The following is a 16,997-nucleotide window of genomic DNA, read 5'->3' as shown; positions in this document are numbered from 1 at the left end:
CGACGATGGCCGAAAAGAACCAGCAGCCGACCGCGAAGCGCCTGCGCGAGGCGCGCGAAAAAGGCGACGTGCCGAAGAGCGCGGAGACGGTGTCGTCGGCGTTCTTCGTCGGCGTGTGCGTCGCGCTCGCGGTCGGCCTCGGCACGCTGTTCGCGCGGCTGCAGGCGCTGTTCCGGCTGGTGTTCGATGCGGCCGGCGCGGCCGACCCGGCCGCGCGGCTCGCGGTGCTGGTGGACGGCGCCGCGCGCGACTGGGCGCTGCTGTCGGCGCAGATCGTCGCGGCGGGGCTGCTCGCCGGCCTGCTCGCGGGCTTCGTGCAGGTCGGCGGCGTGATGGCATGGAGCCGCCTCGTGCCGCAGCTGTCGCGGCTCAATCCGGCCGAGGGGCTGAAGAACATGTGGTCGATGCGCAACCTCGTGAAGATGCTGCTGAAGACCGTGCTGCTGGTCGCCACGCTCGGCTGGCTGATCGTCGAGTCGCTCGATCCGTCGGTGCAGGCGGGTTTCACGCGGCCGGTGTCGATCCTCGCGCTGATCGTGAAGCTCCTGATGCTGCTGTTCGGCTGGGCCGCGCTGATCTACGTCGTGATGGCGCTGATCGACATCGTGCATCAGCGGCACGAGTTCAACCAGAAGATGAAGATGTCGATCGACGAGGTGCGGCGCGAGCACAAGGAGGACGAAGGCGATCCGCATATCGCGGCGAAGCGCCGGCAGCTCGCGCGCGAAGCGCAGTTCGCGGCGCTGCCGGACCGCATCGGTTACGCGTCGGTGGTCGTCTATTCGCCGCGCGTCGCGGTCGCGCTCTATTACGGCGGGATCGGCTCGCTGCCGTGGGTGCTCGCGCGCGGCGAAGGCGAGGCGGCCGAGCGGATCGTGCGGCTCGCGCGCGACGCGCTGCGCCCGACGCTCGCGAACGTCGGGCTCGCGCATGCGCTGTACGAAACCACGCCGGAGAACGGCACGATCCAGCAGCAGCATTTCCGCGAGGTCGCGCAGTTGCTCAAATGGGCGACCGGCGCGTAGTGGATGCGCGGCTCATGCGAACGAATCCATCATCGAATGCAGGGTCGCATCCCGCGCGCGCAGCACACGCGGTGCGAATCTCCGCGCCCATTTTCGCGCACGGTGCGGCAGCCGCTTGACGCCGTTTTTTTTCGGTAGCAGCACCGTTTCGCGCGGGAATTATTGCTGATTTATTTCTTCGTAAGATGGCTCGACCGTCAACCGGGCGGCGGGCCGCGAAGTCGCGCCGCCGTTGCCGGATCGGGTCAACAGGGGCAGACAAACCAATGTGCGGAATCGACGGCTTTCTGAATAGCGTCGCCTTCGATGAGGAGACAGCGCGCGGCACGCTTGCGCGCATGACGGCGAGCCTCGCGCATCGCGGGCCGGACGGGCAGGGCATGTGGGTCGATCCGGAGGCCGGCATCGCGCTCGGCCACCGGCGGCTCGCGATCGTCGATCTGTCGGTGCAGGGCCGGCAGCCGATGGCCTCCGCGTGCGGCCGTTACGTCCTCGTCTTCAACGGCGAAATCTACAACCATCGCGAACTGCGCGCGGAACTCGAACGCACGGGGCGCGCCCCCGCGTGGCGCGGCCGCTCGGACAGCGAAGTGCTGGTCGCGGCGATCGCCGCGTGGGGCGTCGACGCGACGCTGCGGCGCGCGACCGGCATGTTCGCATTCGCGCTGTGGAACCGAGCGTCGCGGGTGCTGACCCTCGCGCGCGACCGGATCGGCGAGAAGCCGCTGTACTACGGCCGGATCGGCGACGCGCTGGTGTTCGCGTCCGAGCTCAAGGCGCTGCGCGGCTATCCGGGCTTCGACGGCGCGGTCGATCGCGACGCGCTGTGCCTGTACCTGCGCCAGTCGAGCGTGCCCGCGCCGCATACGATCTATCGCGGCATCAGCAAGCTGCCGCCCGGCACCTTCATCCAGTTCGAGCATGCGCGCGACACGCCGCGCGTGCGCGCGTACTGGACGCTCGAGCAGGCGATCGAAGCCGGCCGCGAGCGGCCGTTCGACGGCAACGCCGACGACGCCGTCGGCCAGCTCGACGCCGTGCTGCGCCAGGCCGTCGCGCGCCAGATGGAGGCCGACGTGCCGCTCGGCGCATTCCTGTCGGGCGGCATCGATTCGTCGGCGATCGTCGCGCTGATGCAGGCGCAGTCGGCCAAGCCGGTCGACACGTTCACGATCGGCTTTCACGAGGCCGGCTACGACGAGGCCGGCTATGCGAAGGCGGTCGCGCGCCACCTCGGCACGCGCCACACCGAGCTCTACGTGACGGCCGACCATGCGCTCGCCGTCGTGCCGAAGCTGCCGTCGATCTACGACGAGCCGTTCTCCGATGCCTCGCAGATCCCGACCTTTCTCGTGTCCGAGCTGACGCGCCGGCACGTCAAGGTGAGCCTGTCCGGCGACGGCGGCGACGAGCTGTTCGGCGGCTATACGCGCTACTTCCTCACGCCGCGCCTGTGGCGCAAGCTGCATCGCGTGCCGGCCGCGGTGCGCGCGCGGATCGCGGCCGCGCTGCACGCGCTGCGGCCCGACCACGCGGACCAGCTCGCGGCCGTCGCGCAGGGCGCCTGGGGCGGCGTGGACGCGCGCGACGGCGCGTCGCGCATCGGCGACCGGCTGCACAAGCTCGGCCACGTGATGACGGCCGAGAGCCGCATCGGGCTGTACCGGCTGCTGATGTCGTCGGTCCATCATCCCGAGCGCCTCGCGCTCGCCGGCCAGGAGCCGCCGACGCCGCTCGACACGGTGTCCGCGTGGCCCGCGCATCTGAGCTTCGCCGAGCAGGCGATGGCGATCGACACGCTCACGTACCTGCCGACCGACATTCTCGCGAAGGTCGACCGCGCGGCGATGGCCGTCGGCCTCGAGACGCGCATGCCGTTCCTCGATCATCACGTCGTCGAATTCGCGTGGCGGCTGCCGGCCGCGGTGCGGCTGCCGCAGGGGCAGCCGAAGGCGCTGCTGCGCCGGCTGCTCGATCAGTACGTGCCGCGCGCGCTGATCGACCGGCCGAAGCAGGGCTTCTGCGCGCCGGTCGATCACTGGCTGCGCGGCGCGCTGCGCGACTGGGCCGAAGCCTTGCTGGAGCCGTCGCGGTTGCGCGCCGAAGGCTTCTTCGACGCGGCGGCGGTCGAGCGGCTGTGGCGCCAGCATCTGACGGGCCGGATGAACTGGCAGCATCAGCTGTGGACGGTGCTGATGTTCCAGGCGTGGCTCGAGGGACAGCGCGCGGTGTGACGGCCGGGTGAAACGCGATGCGCAACACGCGGAGGCCCGCGAACGGCCCCCGTCCTTGCCGGTTCAGGCCGTTCGAGGCTCACACTCCCACGCCGCTCAACCGATGTTCAGCGGCGTACCGACCGACAACTGGTTCGGATCGCCGGCGACCGACGGATTGAGCTGCAGGATTTCGGTCAGCGCGCGCGCGTCCTGCTGGTCGCGCGTCAACCCTTGCTGATCGGCGCGCGACACGTGCGCGGCATCGAGCAGCGACTGCCGATGCCGGTTGGCGATCACCCACAGCGAATCGCCGGCGACGACGATGTACGGCTGCGCGGCGGCCGGCGTCTGCGGCGTCGTCGGTGTCGTGGGCGGCGCCGCGGGCGCGACGTGCGCGTGCGTGCCCGATGGCGGCAGGGGCGGCACGGCCGGCGCGGAAGGCGCGCTGCCGTGGTGCGTGGTGCCGTTCGACGGCGGCGTGTTGTTGTTGCCGTTGTTACCGCCGTTGCCGCTGCTGCTGCCGCCACTGACCGCCGTATAAACCCAGTTGCCGACGTAGATCCCGATCGGCGCGAGCAGCAGGATCGTCGGCATCTTGCCGGTGACGCGCTTGGTCAGGTTCGGGAAATGCGTGTCGGCGCGGGCGAGCGCGAGCAGCGTGGCCGAGCTGAGCGACGCGATCGCCGTCGGCAGGTTGGTGTGGATCGTCGCGGCCGCGCCCACGAACGGCGCGATATAGCCGCCGGCGATGCTCGCGAGGTCGGACGCGGTGTCGATGAAGCGCACGAAGCGGCTGCGCCGTTCGATGCTCAGGTGGGTGAACGCGCTGGCCTGCACGAGGCCGGTGTAGGTGAGGCCCAGCACCGCGCCGGTGGTGCCCAGCAGCGGCACCAGCGACGGATCCTGCAGCAGCGTATGCAGCGACATCTCGCCGAGGCTCGCATAACCCGCGATCGCGGCCGTGCGGCCCACCTTGCCGAGGAAGCGGCGCGGATTGCCGTGGTGCAACTGCTGGATCGACGTGCCGGCCAGCACGCCCTGCATCTGCTGGATCATGTCGTTCGCGAGCAGCTTCGTGTACTCGACCGTCTTGTCGGCGGACAGCGCGTTGCGGCCGTGCAGTTCGAGCTGCAGGTTGATCTTCGCGCGGCCTTCGCCGGCCAGCCGCACCAGCGACGCGCGACGTTGCGCCTCGTCCATCCGGTGCGCCGACAACTGGTTGTTGAGCCCGTTGATGAAGCGATCGATCACGTGGTTGAACAGCCGCGGATCGCCGCTTTGCAGCGCGCGCAGCGTGTCCTGATGCAGCGCCTGCACGAGGCGGCCGGTCCGCACGCCGACGAAGGTCGCGTTGGCCGCCTGCTTGTAGTCGGTCGGCGTCAGGCCGATATGGTGGACGGCGATGCCGGCGCCGATCCCGACCAGCCCCGACAGCACGTTCTTCCAGCTGAGCACCGACCACGAGCGTTCCATCTGCTGCAGGCGCAGCGCATTGAGTTCCGCGAAGGCGGCGAGCGGATCGCCCGGCTTCACGTAGTCGGCCGCCTGCGCGCTGATCAGGCGGCTCTCGCTGACCGGCAGCGACGCGTCGACCATCAGCGCCGGCCGTCGGACCACTTCGCGCCACGGTTCGAGCCCCGCCGCGACGGTGCTGCCGTCGACCAGCGTCGTATCCTGCTGCGGCGCGCGCAGCCGGGCGCCGACGTCCTTCAGCCAGGCCTCGTTGAACTTGCGCTCGCGCGACTTCTCGGACGGCGCATGGCTCGGGTCGGCGTGCCACGCGTCGGTCGCGAACTTCGCCGTCGCATAGCGCGCGCGATGCAGCAGGCGCGTCGTGTTGCCTTCGTACAGGCGCTGGCGCAATTCGGCGATCTGCGCGGGCGTGAGGCCCTTGTCGCGGCCGATCCGTTCGATCTCGGCCAGCAGCATCTGGTGCTGGTCGGCCAGCGTGTCGCGGTCGACGCGCTCGAACACGCGCGTCAGCGCGTCCGTGCCGTGCAGCCGCGCGAGCTTGCTGCGCGGTGCGTCGAGGCCGTCGGGCTGCGCGTATTCGTCCACGGCGCGCTCGACGAGCCGCTTCGCCAGCGCGGTCGTCAGCTCCTGGTTCGCGATGAAGTCGGCGCCGTGCGTCGCATACGACAGGCCGACGTGCACCCATTCGAGCGTGGGGCGATCGAGCAGCGAGTCGAGCAGCTCGAGGTGCCCGGCGCCGGGCACCGGCTCCGGCACCGCGTCCCAGCCGTGGAACGTGACCATCACGTGCGGCGCGGGTTCGCCCTCGTGCTCGGCGGCCCACGATTCGAGCAGCGCGCCGAGGCGTGCGTGATGGTGATAGCCGTCGTTGGTGCCCGCGAGGTGCCGGTAGTCGGCGGCCGACACGAGCGCGCGCGCGGGCGCCATCTCGAGGCGCAGCAGGAAGCCGGCCTCCGACGCCGCGTCGAGCCAGCGGTGCAGGTTCTCGCGGGTCAGGTCGTCGAGGTGCATGACCTTGCCGTTTTCGCCGGTGATGGTGCCTTCCCAGTAGTCGATCTTCGCCTTGCGCTGGTCGCCGATCGATTTCACGTCGCCGACGAATTCCGGGTCGTGCTTCGCGCCGCGCGTCGCGTTCAGCGTGTGCGGATCGATCGGGATCGTCACGACCGGCATGACGCCGCCGTGGCGACGCGTCTGCGCGACGAATTCGGCCGGATCGTCGGACAGCCGGTACGCACGGCTCATCGGCACGAGGCGGTTGCGCACCGCGTCGCCGGCGCCGAGCACGGCGCGCCGCAGCGCGCGGTCGGTGGCGGCGGCCGTGCTGAGGCCGCGCTGCGCGCGCCTGGAGAACGGCACCGGCGCGTAGCGCGCGCCGCCGCCCGACCAGTCGCGCGCCACGTACAACGGCAGGCCGGTGCTGCGCCATGCGGCGGCGTCGGCCATCGTCGCGGGCGGCGGCGTCGTGGCCGTCGCGTCGGTCAGCTCGAGCGGCGGCAGGCGCGAATCGCGCTCGTGCTTCGCGAGCGCGTCGATCCGCTCGAGGTGCGCGAACAGGTCGGGCACGTTGCCGTCGCCATACAGGCGCTTCCATTCGACCAGCGTCGTGCTGACGAGCGACGGCTGGTACGGGCGCAGCTTGAGCTCCGGATAGGCCGGCTCGGGCAGCCCCTGGCGCTTCGCGGCCTTGGTCGCGGCCTTGATTTCCTTCTTCAGCGCCTTGCGTGCGCTGCGCGTTTCGCGGGCCGCGTCGCTTGCCCAGTTGCGCAGCGACGCGAAGGTGCTCGGCGACGTGTCCTTCGCGATCCCGTCCAGATACTCGACGCGCCGGTTCAGCGCGGCAAGGCGCGTGCCGCGCGCGTGGTCCGCGAGTTCGGCCGGCGTCAGCTCGGTGAGCAGCAGATGGGTGTCGGCGCCGTAGGGCCCCGCGCCGATCGGCGACGATTCGAGCGGCACGCCGGGCGCGCCCGGATTCTGCCAGTCGTGCCACGTCAGCTTGCCCTTCGCGTCCGGCACCAGCACGCCCTGCGGCGTGTCGAGCCGGTGGGTGAGCGGGTCGCTCGTGTCGTACACGTAGATGTGATGCTTGCCCGCATCGAGCGCGCCGAACTCGGCCGCACTCAGCAGATGCACCGCATTGTGGCCGCTGAAATCCAGCGCCGCGTGCTTGCCCGACGGCAGCAGGTTCCGGTCGAACAGCGGCACGCTCGCCGCCGCCGCCCCGGCAGCAGGCAGCGCGGCGCCCGTGCGGGCGCGGCCGAGCAGCGCCGCGGTGCGGTTGCGCGTCAACAGCGCGACGCGGCGCGGCGCGTTAAGCGTCTTGGTGATGCCGAGCTGGCCGAGGTAGCGCAGCCCGGGCCGCGGCAGCCTGTCCGGCTTGTCGGCCTTCGGCGGCTTCGGCGCATCGAAGCGATTGCCGACCTGTTCGAGCATGGCCGGATCGATGCTGCTGACCACGAACGACACGCTATGCCGGCGCGCCCGCGTGAGCGGCACGCCGTGCGGTTTGCCGTGCGGCCGCACGCGCACCTGCGCGCGGCGCGGATAGGCGTCGCGCAGCGGCCGCTCGCCGATGCGCGTCTGCGCCAGCGGCGCCTTCTCGTGGTAGTTCCACGAACCGCTCGCGGCATCGTAGGTCGCATGGCCGCGCAGCTCGCCCGTCGTGCGGTCGATCGCGTAGATGGTGTCGGTCCGGCCGGCCGCGCCGAGCGCCTTGTGCGCGCTGCGATAGTGCTTCGCATCGGCGAGCGCGCCGATCGCATCGACGTAGCGGCTGCTCACGCGGCCGCGCCGCGTGAATTCGACGACCTTGCCGTCGCCCGCGTACTCGATCTTCGCCATCCCGCCGAGCGCCTGCAGCTGCTTGAGCGACACCGGCGACGCATGGAACGCGAAGCCCGCGCGCGCGGCCGCGGCCGGTGCGGGGTCGGCCGCGTCGTGGGCGGGATCGAGCGCGGCCGTGAGCGATTGCTGCTCGTCGGGCGTGAGCTTGCCGCCGACGAACTTCGGTTGCGCGATGGCGCCGTTCGCATCGATCCGTGCGGTCGCGACCACCTCGGGCACCGCCGCGGGCGTGATCTTGCCGGCGCGCGTGATCAGCAGCACGGTATCGGTGCCGGTCTGGCGCACGAGCGCGCGCAGCGACGCCGCATCGGCGCCGTCGACGCGCTTGAGCGTGCGCATCCCGCGCGCGTCGAGCCACGCGCGCGCACGCGTCATCTCGGCGCTGTCGAGCGCGTTGCGGCCCGACCGGGCGCCGCCGCGCCGCCCGCCGCCGCGCCCCGTGGCCGGGGCCGCCAGCGTCAGCGGCGCCGGCTCGCCCGCGAGCTCGGCGCGCGCCTGCTCGCCGTACAGCGCGCGATAGGTCGGCGTGCCGGGCAGCGACGTGCGGATCTCGCCGAACGCGTCGGCGAGCGCATCGAGCGCGGCCGGCTCGCCGCTGGCAAACGCGTGTTCCGCCGCGCGCGCGAGCGTCGCCGGCAGCTGCACGTGCGCGGCGACGTCGGGGCCGCCCGCCGCGAGGATTTCGGCGCGCACGCGATACGCGTTGAGCTGCGCACGCGCTTCGGCGAGCAGCAGGCTTTTCACGTACGCGTCGGGGCTGCTGCGGTCGAGGCCGAGCGTGTCGGTGGCGAGGTCGACGCTGTGCTGCGCTTCATGCGCGAGCGCGAACACCAGCGTGCCGGCGCGGCGCGTGTTGCCGTCGAGCACGATCCTGCGTCGCGCCGCATCGACATACTGACCGCCGCCGGGCGCGCCGAGCTTCACCTTCCAGCCGTCGGCGCGCGCGAGCCGCAGCTGCGCGCGCAGCGTCGGCGAGCGGCGCGCCAGCGCGTGGGCCTGCATCCTCAGCACGATGCCGCGGAAGGTCATGACGACGTGCGCGATCGCGCCGCGGCGCGGCGCATACGCGCCGGCCTCGTCGAACGCGGGATGCGCGAGCTTGATGCGGCCGTGCCTGAGCCCGGCGTGGATCTTCGCGGCGACTTCGTCGATGCGCGCGAGCACGGTGCCGTGCGGATCGCCGTGCGGCAGCACTTCGCCGGGATCGTGCAGCATCACGTCGCCGTTGCGGCCGAACAGCACCTGGAAGTCGTACAGCAGATTGTGGTCCTGCGTGACGCGACGGATGCGGGCGAGATCCGTCAGGCCGCGGCTCGACACCACGGCCGGCAGGCCGATGTCGAACTCGACGTCGACGCTGCTCAACTGCGCGGACGGCTTCAGCACGACGCCCACGCGGTTCACGACCGAGAACGGCCCGTCGGTGGTGCTGGTCGGCAGCTCGTAGACCTCGCTCAGCGTCTTGAGCCCGCCTTGCTCGAGCTCGACCGCTTCGTACGCATCGGCGAGGCCGTCGATCGAGCCGTCGCGGTAGACGCCGAGCGCCTGGCCGGCGCCGCCGTCGAACACCGTCTTGTACGCGCCCGAGCCGAGCACCGGCCCGAGGTAATCGGCCGGATCGACCGGCCGACCGGGCGCGCCGTCGAGATGGAGCGTGCCGTGCGCGCCGTCGACCGACAGCTCGCCGAGCGACGGCTGGCGATAGCTCGCCGGCACGTAGCGGTTCATTGCCGACAGGTCGGTCGGCATGCCGTCCGCGCCGATCGCGTCGGGATGGACGGTGTAGATCGCGCGCTGCCACAGGTTCGCGAGCTGCGCGGCGCCGCCTTCGTTCGCATGCCGCGCCGCCAGGATCGTCGTGTAGCCGTAATCGGACGGCGGCGCGTTGAGCAGCGTGAACTCGTGCGGACCGACCGGCTGCCCGTCGGGGCCGAGCAGCGTGCCGTCGCGCAGCGTGTCGGCCGGCACGATCGCGATGCGCTGGCCCATGTCGAGCAGCACGCGGCCGTCGCGCAGCAGCGCGAGCGTCTCGACCGGCGGCGCTCCGCTCGCGCCGAACGGCGACGCGTCGCGTTCCGCATGCGCCTGCGACCATGCCGCGCGCTGCGCCTGGATCTCGCGCATCGTCGTCGGCGCGTCGCGCTCGCCATCGCCGTCGTGTGCAGCGCGCGTCTCGGGCGCCGGCATCGCGCGCGCGCGCCGGCCGGGGCCGCGATCGTACGCGTCGCCGTAAAACTCCGTGTAGGTCTTGCCGCGCGCGCCCGACACCGGTGCCTCGGCGAACGCGTCGGCGAGCCGTGCGAGCGCGCCGGCGTCGCCGCGCGCGGCCGGCCATGCGTCGGCTTCCGCCTGCAGCGCGTCGGGCAGCCGCACGTTCGCGGCGATGTCGATGCCGCTCGCCATCCGGATCTCGTAGCGGGCCTCGAATGCGTTGAGCTGCGCGCGCGCCTCGGCTTCGAGCGCCGTGCGCGTGAAGCGGCCGCGACCGCTGTAGTCGAGGCCGAGCGTGCCCGCGATCGCGTCGATCGCATGCTGCGTTTCATGCGCGAGCACGTAGGTCATCCAGCCGGGGCCGGCCGCTGCGCCGTCGATCGTCACGCGCCGGTGCTTCGTGTCGATCCGGCTGCCGCCGCCGCGCTTGCCGACGCGCACGCGCCAGCCGTTCGCGTCGAGCATGCGCAGTTGCGCCGCGAGCGTGCCGGAGCGCTGCGCGAGCGCGCTGACCTCGGCCGGCAGCGGCGCGCCGCCCACCCGCATGCGCACGCGCGTGATCACCGACGGCTTCTGCACGAACGCATCGTCGGCCAGCGGCGTCGGGTCGCGGGCCGGATCGAGCGCCGAATCGAGCGCGTCGACGCCGTGCTGCTCGATCCAGCGGTGAATGCCTTTCTCGATCTCGAACAGGCGCGACAGCGACAGCGTGTGCGCCGCGTAGGTGTTCAGGATCGGGCCGGGATCGCAGACCAGAAAATCGCCCGAGCGCGTGAAGATGCCTTGCAGGTCGAAGCCGACCTCGTGTTGCTCGAGCACCTCGCGCGTCTTCAACACGTTCTGGATGGCCGCGCGCGCCACCGCGGGCGGCAGGCGGCCGCTCGCGAATTCGTCGCTGTGGAACACGCCGAGCGGGAGCGACAGCGCGGAGACGCGGTCGCCGAGCGCGGGGAACGGGCCGTCCAGCCGAACGGTGCGGATGCCCCACTGTTCCAGCTGTGCGAGCGCGCGTTGCTCGTCGCGCACGAGCTGCTCGTCGGCGGCGCGCTGCGCTTCGGGCGTCAGCGGTTCCTGCGGTGCGCCGGGCGGCTTCGGGCTGCGGTCGACGGTGGCGAGCGCGGCGTCGTCGCCGAGTGCGAACGCCGTCTTGCGCGCGCCGGCGCCGAGCAGTTCGCCGACGTTGCCGTCGATGTCGATCCGGCTGGCCGGATCGCCGGCCAGATGCACGCCGTCGGCGTCGGCGGCGAGTTCGCCGAGCGCGTGCGGCGCGGCGGGCGCGGGGTCGAAGCGGTGGAACATGCGCGTGTCGTGCACCGTCGCGTCGGCGCCGACCGCATGCTCGGGCGGCGCGTAGACGGCGCGCTGCCACACGTTCGCGAGCCGCGCGGCCGCTTCGTAGCCGCCTTGCCCGGCGGACAGCACGATCGTGTCCGCCTGCCTGAGCGTGGGCCACGGCGCCATCGCGAGCGCGTATTCGTGCGCGCTCACCGGCTTGCCGTCGACGAGCAGCGTGCCGTCGGGCAGCGTGTCCGCATGCAGCACCAGCACGTCGCCGTCGGCGAACGTCGACATGTGGCCGTCGCGGCGCGCCTGCAACGTGGCGGCATCGGGCGCCGGGCGCTCGCCGAACGGCGACTCGAGCACGGCGTGCGCGTAGCTCCACGCGGTGCGCGCGTCGAGCTGCTGCCGGCCGGCCGGCGCGGTGCCGTCCTGGCCGTCGGCGGGCTGCATCCGCGGCGCGGGCATCCGGCGCGGGACGCCGCCGCGGCGCTTCTGGCGCGCCCACACGTCGTCGTAGAACTCGCGGTAGGTCTGCGCGTCGCGAGCGGCCACCGGCGCATCGGCGAAGTTTTCGGCGAGCCGCGCGACCGTGCCCGTGTAATCGCTCGTCGGCCCGTGCCAGTCGACGCCTTCGCGCGCGATCGCATCGGGCAGCTGCGCGTGTTCGGCGATGTCGACGCCGGTCGACAGCGCGATCTCGTAGCGCGCCTCGAACGCGTTGATCTGCGCGCGCGCCTCCGCTTCGAGCGCCTTGCGCGTGAAGCGGCTGCGGCTGCCGTAGTCGAGGTCCAGCGCGCCGGCCATCGCCTCGACCGCCTGGCGCGCCTCGCTCGCGAGCGTGTAGGTGATGCTGCCCGGTTCCTGAAGCGCGCCGTCGATCGTCATCACGCGCTTGCGCACATCGATGTGGCTGCCGCCGCCGCGCTTGCCGACCTTCACGCGCCAGCCGCCGTCGTTCAGCATGCGCAGCTGCGTGACGAGCGTCGCCGACTGCGAGGCGAGTGCCAGCACGGTGTCGGGCACCGGCGCACCGCCGAAACGCACCTGCATCCGCGTGAACCAGCCGGGGCCGGACGCGGCCGCTTCGGGCGGCGCGGCTTCGGTGATCTCCGGATGCGCGGCCACCAGGTCGGCATCGTAGGCGTGGGCGACGTCGTGGTGTGACACGGGCCGCGCGGCGCCGCCGCCTGCGCGCTCGCGCGGCGGCGCGGTCTCGCCGTGTGCCGGCGCACGCTCGGGCGCGGCGCTGCGCTCGGACTTGACCAGCACCAGCACGCGGTTCGGCGCGCTGAAGCGGCCGTCGAGCGCCTTCAGCGGCCGCGGCGTCGCGGCGGGACGCGGCAGCGCCGGCTCGTTCGGCCCGCGCTTGCCGGCGAGCACGATCACCGGCGCGTCGCCTGGCGCGCGGGCGGGCGACGTGTGCGGTGCCGCTTCGGCGTCGCCCGCGAGCGCGACGCCGTCGGGCGCCGGATCGAAACGCAGCGTGCGCGCGTCGGCGCGCAGCTGACCGTCGGCGTCGAGCGCCTCGGGCGTCGCCGCATAGACGGGCTTGTCCCAGCGGTTCGCGAGCTCGGGTGCGAGTTGCGCGTCGTGCTCGCCGGCGATCACGACGATCGGTTCGTCGAGCTTCGGCGTGCGCGCGGCGGCGGGCGACGCGCTATGCGGCGCGTCGCCGTCGCGCACGATGTAGAGCGTGCGGCCGCCGACCTCGAGCGGTTCCGCGCTCGGCCCGCGCGGCACCGAGATGCCGGCCGGATCGGCCGTCGCCGCGCGGGCGGCGGGCTTCGCGCCGGTCAGGTCGACGACCCGGACGTCGACACGCGGGCGTGCCGCGGCAGGCGTCGTGCGCGCGCCCGCGCCGGGCGACGCGTCGGCGTCGAGCGGCCGGTAGCGCAGCGCCTGGGCGTCGGCGCTGCGCCGGTCGAGGTTCGCGTCGGTCGCGCGCTCGGCCGCGGCCTCGTCGCGCTGCGCGTCGACGCGCGCGCGTTCCTGGCTCGTGCGCCGCGTGCTGCGCGCGTCGTTCGCGGCGCTGGCCGTCTCGCCTTGCTCGGCCGCTTGCGCGAGGCTGCGCGGCGCCTGTTCGTCGCGGGCGGCCGCGTATTCGTCGCGCGCCTGCTGCAGCGTGCGGTCGAGCAGTTCGAGCGGTGTTCTCGCCACGACCTTCGGCGTCGTGCTCATGCCGCCGCCGTCGCCGAACGACAGCCGCTCGCCGGTGTCGGTCACCGAGTCGATCCGCGTGCCGTTGGTCCAGCTCTTGTCGGAGGCGGAGACGACCGACAGCTTGCCGTCTTCGCCGAGCACGACGAATTTGCCCGCGGGCAACGCGTTGCGCGACGTGCGGTCGAGCACGCGAATCGGCTGGTCTTCGTAGGTCAGGATCTTGTCGCCGACGCGCAGCGAGCCGTCCGGCGACACGGTGACGGCCTCGCCGTCGAGCGTCACGCGCGTGCGGCCGGCCGCGAGCGACGCGTCGTCGCCCTTGTTGAGGATCCGGCCGATCGTCTGACTGTCCACGCTGACGGTCTTGCCGTCCGCACCGCGGATCGGTATCGGCCTGCCGGTGCCCGTGCGCACCGACGTGACCACGCGCTCCTTGAGGCCGCCCGCGGCCATCAGCGCGACGTTCGTCAGCCCCGACTTGAGCTCCTCGCCGGCGGCCTTCTTGTCGCCGGTGACGAAGTAGTCGTAGCCGGCTTCGCCGAACGCCTCGAAGCCGGCGCCCAGACCGGTCACGACCGCGGTGGCCTTCGTGCCGCTGGCGAGCACCGACGCGACTTTCGGCGTGCGCGTGAGCGCCGTCACGGTGCGCGTGAACAGCTTGGCGCCGGCCAGCTTCGCGGCGCCCGCGGCGCCCATCGGCACGAGATTGATGAAGTCCATCCGCGCACCCGCGTCGGTGAACGGATTGATGCTGCGGCCGTGGTCGGCGCGGTTGGCCAGATCGAGCCCGGCGCTCGTCACCGTCGCGCCGATCGCGGTGTACATCATCCCCGCGCCGAGCAGGTTCAGGGGCACGCCGACGACCGCGCCGACGACGGTGCCGTCGAGCAGCGTGCCGAGGCCTTCGAGCGCCATCCCGCCGACCATCATGCCGATGTTCAGGCCGGTGCTGGTCAGCGTGTTCATGAAGCTGTCGAAGCCGCTCTCGTGGTGCGCGGCCTTCGAGACGAGCTGCAGCGTGCCGTCCGCGTTGTGGCCGGTGGCGATGTCGACGGTGCCGTCCTTCGACAGCTCGTTGTTGTCGATGTAGTCGTTGATGTCGTCGTAGGTGCTCGCCGTCTCGTCGACGTACTGCGTGTCGCCCTTGCCGCTGACCTTGAACAGCGCGCTGGTGGTCATGCCGGCATCCTTCGCCGCGTACACCATCGGCAGCACGCTGACCTGCGTCGTCGCGCCGCCGCCGACTTTCAGCAGCTGGTCGCGCACGCTGTCGATCGTCGACAGCTTGTCCTTGTTGGTGAAATGCGTCTGCGTGTCGGTCGCGATGGACGTGTTCGACGACGCGTCGCCGCCGACGTCCGGCGCCATGCCGAGCGCGACGCCGATCAGATTGCGCTGCTGCGTGTCGCTCAGCTTGCCGAAGTCGATGGTCGCGCCTTTGCCGGTGCTCGCGCTCGCCGCGTCGAGCAGCGTGTTCGACAACTCGCTGCGGTGTGCCTCGTAGAAATCGTGCTGCGCGCTCTGGTAGTCCTTGTACGCGTCGGAATTCGGATCGGCATAGCGCAGCCGCTCTTCGAGTCCCGCGTCGAACTGGTCCAGCAGCACCTGCTGGTGGGCCGACTCGCTCAGCAACTGCAGCCGCTGCACGGTGTTGTCGGCGTTCTGCGCATCCTTCTTCGCCTGATCGAGCTGGGTCTGGTTCGGGTTCGGCAGCGGCGGCGTATACGCGGGCAGGATGTCGCCGTCGGCGAGCTGCCGGAAGCGCGTCGGCGCCGGATGCGAGGCCTGCCAGTCGTCGTATTGCTGCTGGATCGTCGCGAGCGTCGCGTGCTTCTGCGCTTGCTGGTTGCGCGCTTCGGTGAGCGCCGCGCCGGTCGCACGCTCGTTGACCAGATTCGACAGCCGGTTGTCGGCGGCGCGGATGGCGCCCGCGGTGACGCGCAGGCGTTTCGCGTCGAGCAGCGTCGGGCCGGACGGCGTGGCCGGGTTCGCCGCCGCATCCGCCGGCGCGAACGACAGCGGGCCGTTCAGCAACGGCGACGTGTTCCACAACGGCTGGCTGCCGTTCGGCGCGCCGTTGGCGTTCGGCGCGCCTGCGGCGTTCGTCTTCGGCAGCGGCGACGAAAACAGCGGCGCCGCGTTCGTGGGGGTGCCGTTCGCTGAGGTGCCCGTCGTGTTCCACGGCGGCGGCGCGAACAGCTGCGACGGGTTCGCCGTGTTGAACGGCGAGGGGCGCGCGGGCGGCTTGACGCTCGCCTCGATCTGCGCGGCCTGGTCGTCGTACTGCTGCGCGAGTGAGGCGCCGTACGCGACCACGAACGCGTCGTGCGCGATGCTGGCCTGCTGCTTCGCGAGCTGCAGCTGCTGGTACGGCTCGCTCGGATCGTCGGACAGGCGAGCGAGCTTGCCGTGGTAGTTCGCCTGCAACGTGTCGGCCTGCTGCTGCGCGGCCAGCATCTGCAGATAGCTGCTGCTGGTGCCCGCCGTGACCTGCGCATGAGCGAGCGCCGTCTTGTCCTTGGCGATCGCGTCGGGCACGATCACCGTCGGCCCTTCCTTGCCGTTGTCGGCATCGGACTGCTGCTGCGCCTGGGCGAGCGTCACGTTGTCGTTTGCCGCCGCGAGCGCGGCATTCGCGTAGTTCGCGTCCTTGGCCGCGGCCGTGACGGTCGTCTGCGCCGCATCCGCGGAATCCGGCGCGTCGGGCATCGACACCTGCAGGTCGAGCGGCTGCAACGCATCGTTGAGCCGGCCGACGCCCGCATCGAGTGCCGCCTTGTAGTCGGGATCGGCGAGGTACGACTGGAATTGCGCGTACGCGAGATTGGAGTTCGCGACGTCCGCGAAAAACTTCGCCGAGCCGGCCGACGCATGCGCCTGCGCCTTCTGCCAGTCGTCATAAAGCCGGATCTGCAGCGGGTTCTTGCAGTCGCTCGCCTGCGGCGCCCAGTTCGGATCGTCCGGGTGATCGGGGAATGCCGCGATCAGCGTCTTGAGCTGCTGGTCGGCCGCGTGCTGCGCGTCGCCGGGGTCCGTCACCTTGCCGGAATCGTCGAGCTTCATCCCGGCCGGCATGTCGGCGTTCGCCTGCTCGCCGTACAGGATCATGTAGCCGGCGTCGGTCGTCACGTTCAGCTCGCGCTGCGCGTCGTCGGCGGCCGCGCGCGCCTTCGCATAGTCGGCCTGCGCGCTCTTGCGCTCGGCGGGCGTCGACTCCGGGTCGCGGTTCGCCAGGTGCAGCACGTTCTGCGCGCCTTGCAGCGCCTGCGACGCGTTGTCGTACTTGGTCTGCGCGCCCTGGATCGCCTTCTGCACGGCGGTCGTCTTGTCGTTCTCCACCGTGATGTCGGGCGGCGGCGCCGTGTACTGCGCGGCCATGCTCTGGATCAGCGACGTGGCCGACTGGATTTCCGCGTTGGTCGGCTTGGCCGGGTCGGTGGCCAGCGACGCGGTGACGGGGATCGGCGGCGTCACGGTCGGATTCGCGGGGCCGGCTGCCGGATCGTCCTGCTTCGGCGGCGGGGGCGGCGGCGCGACGACCGGATTCAGCGTTTCCGACAGGAAGCGCTGCCAGTTGACACCCAGTCCCAGTCCGTCGATCGACAGCATGCTCGTCTCCGTTGAGCCGCGCGATGCGCGGCGCGCACGGCGCGCCACACGCCGCGCCGCGATCGTTCGAGTGTACGGACGCGCATCGCGGCGGGCGCACGGCTGTTTCGTAGCGCGGCGAGGCGCGCGGCGCGACGGCGCCGCACGCGCTACGAGAGCGGCGCGGGCTGCGGTGGTG

The 16,997-nt window shown here is 72.0% G+C and carries 3 protein-coding genes; 2 read left to right on the top strand and 1 reads right to left on the bottom strand.

Going from position 1 to position 16,997, the window contains the following annotated elements; genetic code table 11:
* Nucleotides 1-5 precede the first annotated feature (5 nt).
* Together MYA_RS23665 and asnB are read left to right on the top strand one after the other, a co-directional pair.
* Nucleotides 6-1,025: an EscU/YscU/HrcU family type III secretion system export apparatus switch protein gene (locus MYA_RS23665; RefSeq protein ID WP_014725399.1), complete on the top strand. Its 1,020-nt coding sequence runs from the start codon at nt 6-8 to the stop codon at nt 1,023-1,025.
* Between the two features lie 266 nt (nt 1,026-1,291).
* Nucleotides 1,292-3,259, top strand: coding sequence for an asparagine synthase (glutamine-hydrolyzing) (gene asnB, locus MYA_RS23660; protein WP_014725397.1), 1,968 nt, complete (start codon nt 1,292-1,294; stop codon nt 3,257-3,259).
* A gap of 96 nt (nt 3,260-3,355) precedes the next feature.
* On the opposite strand, the gene MYA_RS23655 is transcribed toward asnB, so the two are convergent.
* On the bottom strand, nt 3,356-16,819 hold the full coding sequence (locus MYA_RS23655) for an LWXIA domain-containing protein (protein WP_014725396.1): 13,464 nt from the start codon (nt 16,817-16,819) through the stop codon (nt 3,356-3,358).
* Nucleotides 16,820-16,997: the final 178 nt, after the last annotated feature.

The organism is Burkholderia sp. KJ006 (assembly GCF_000262695.1).
GTDB lineage: Bacteria > Pseudomonadota > Gammaproteobacteria > Burkholderiales > Burkholderiaceae > Burkholderia > Burkholderia vietnamiensis.
This window is presented reverse-complemented; position numbering and strand designations above follow the sequence as displayed.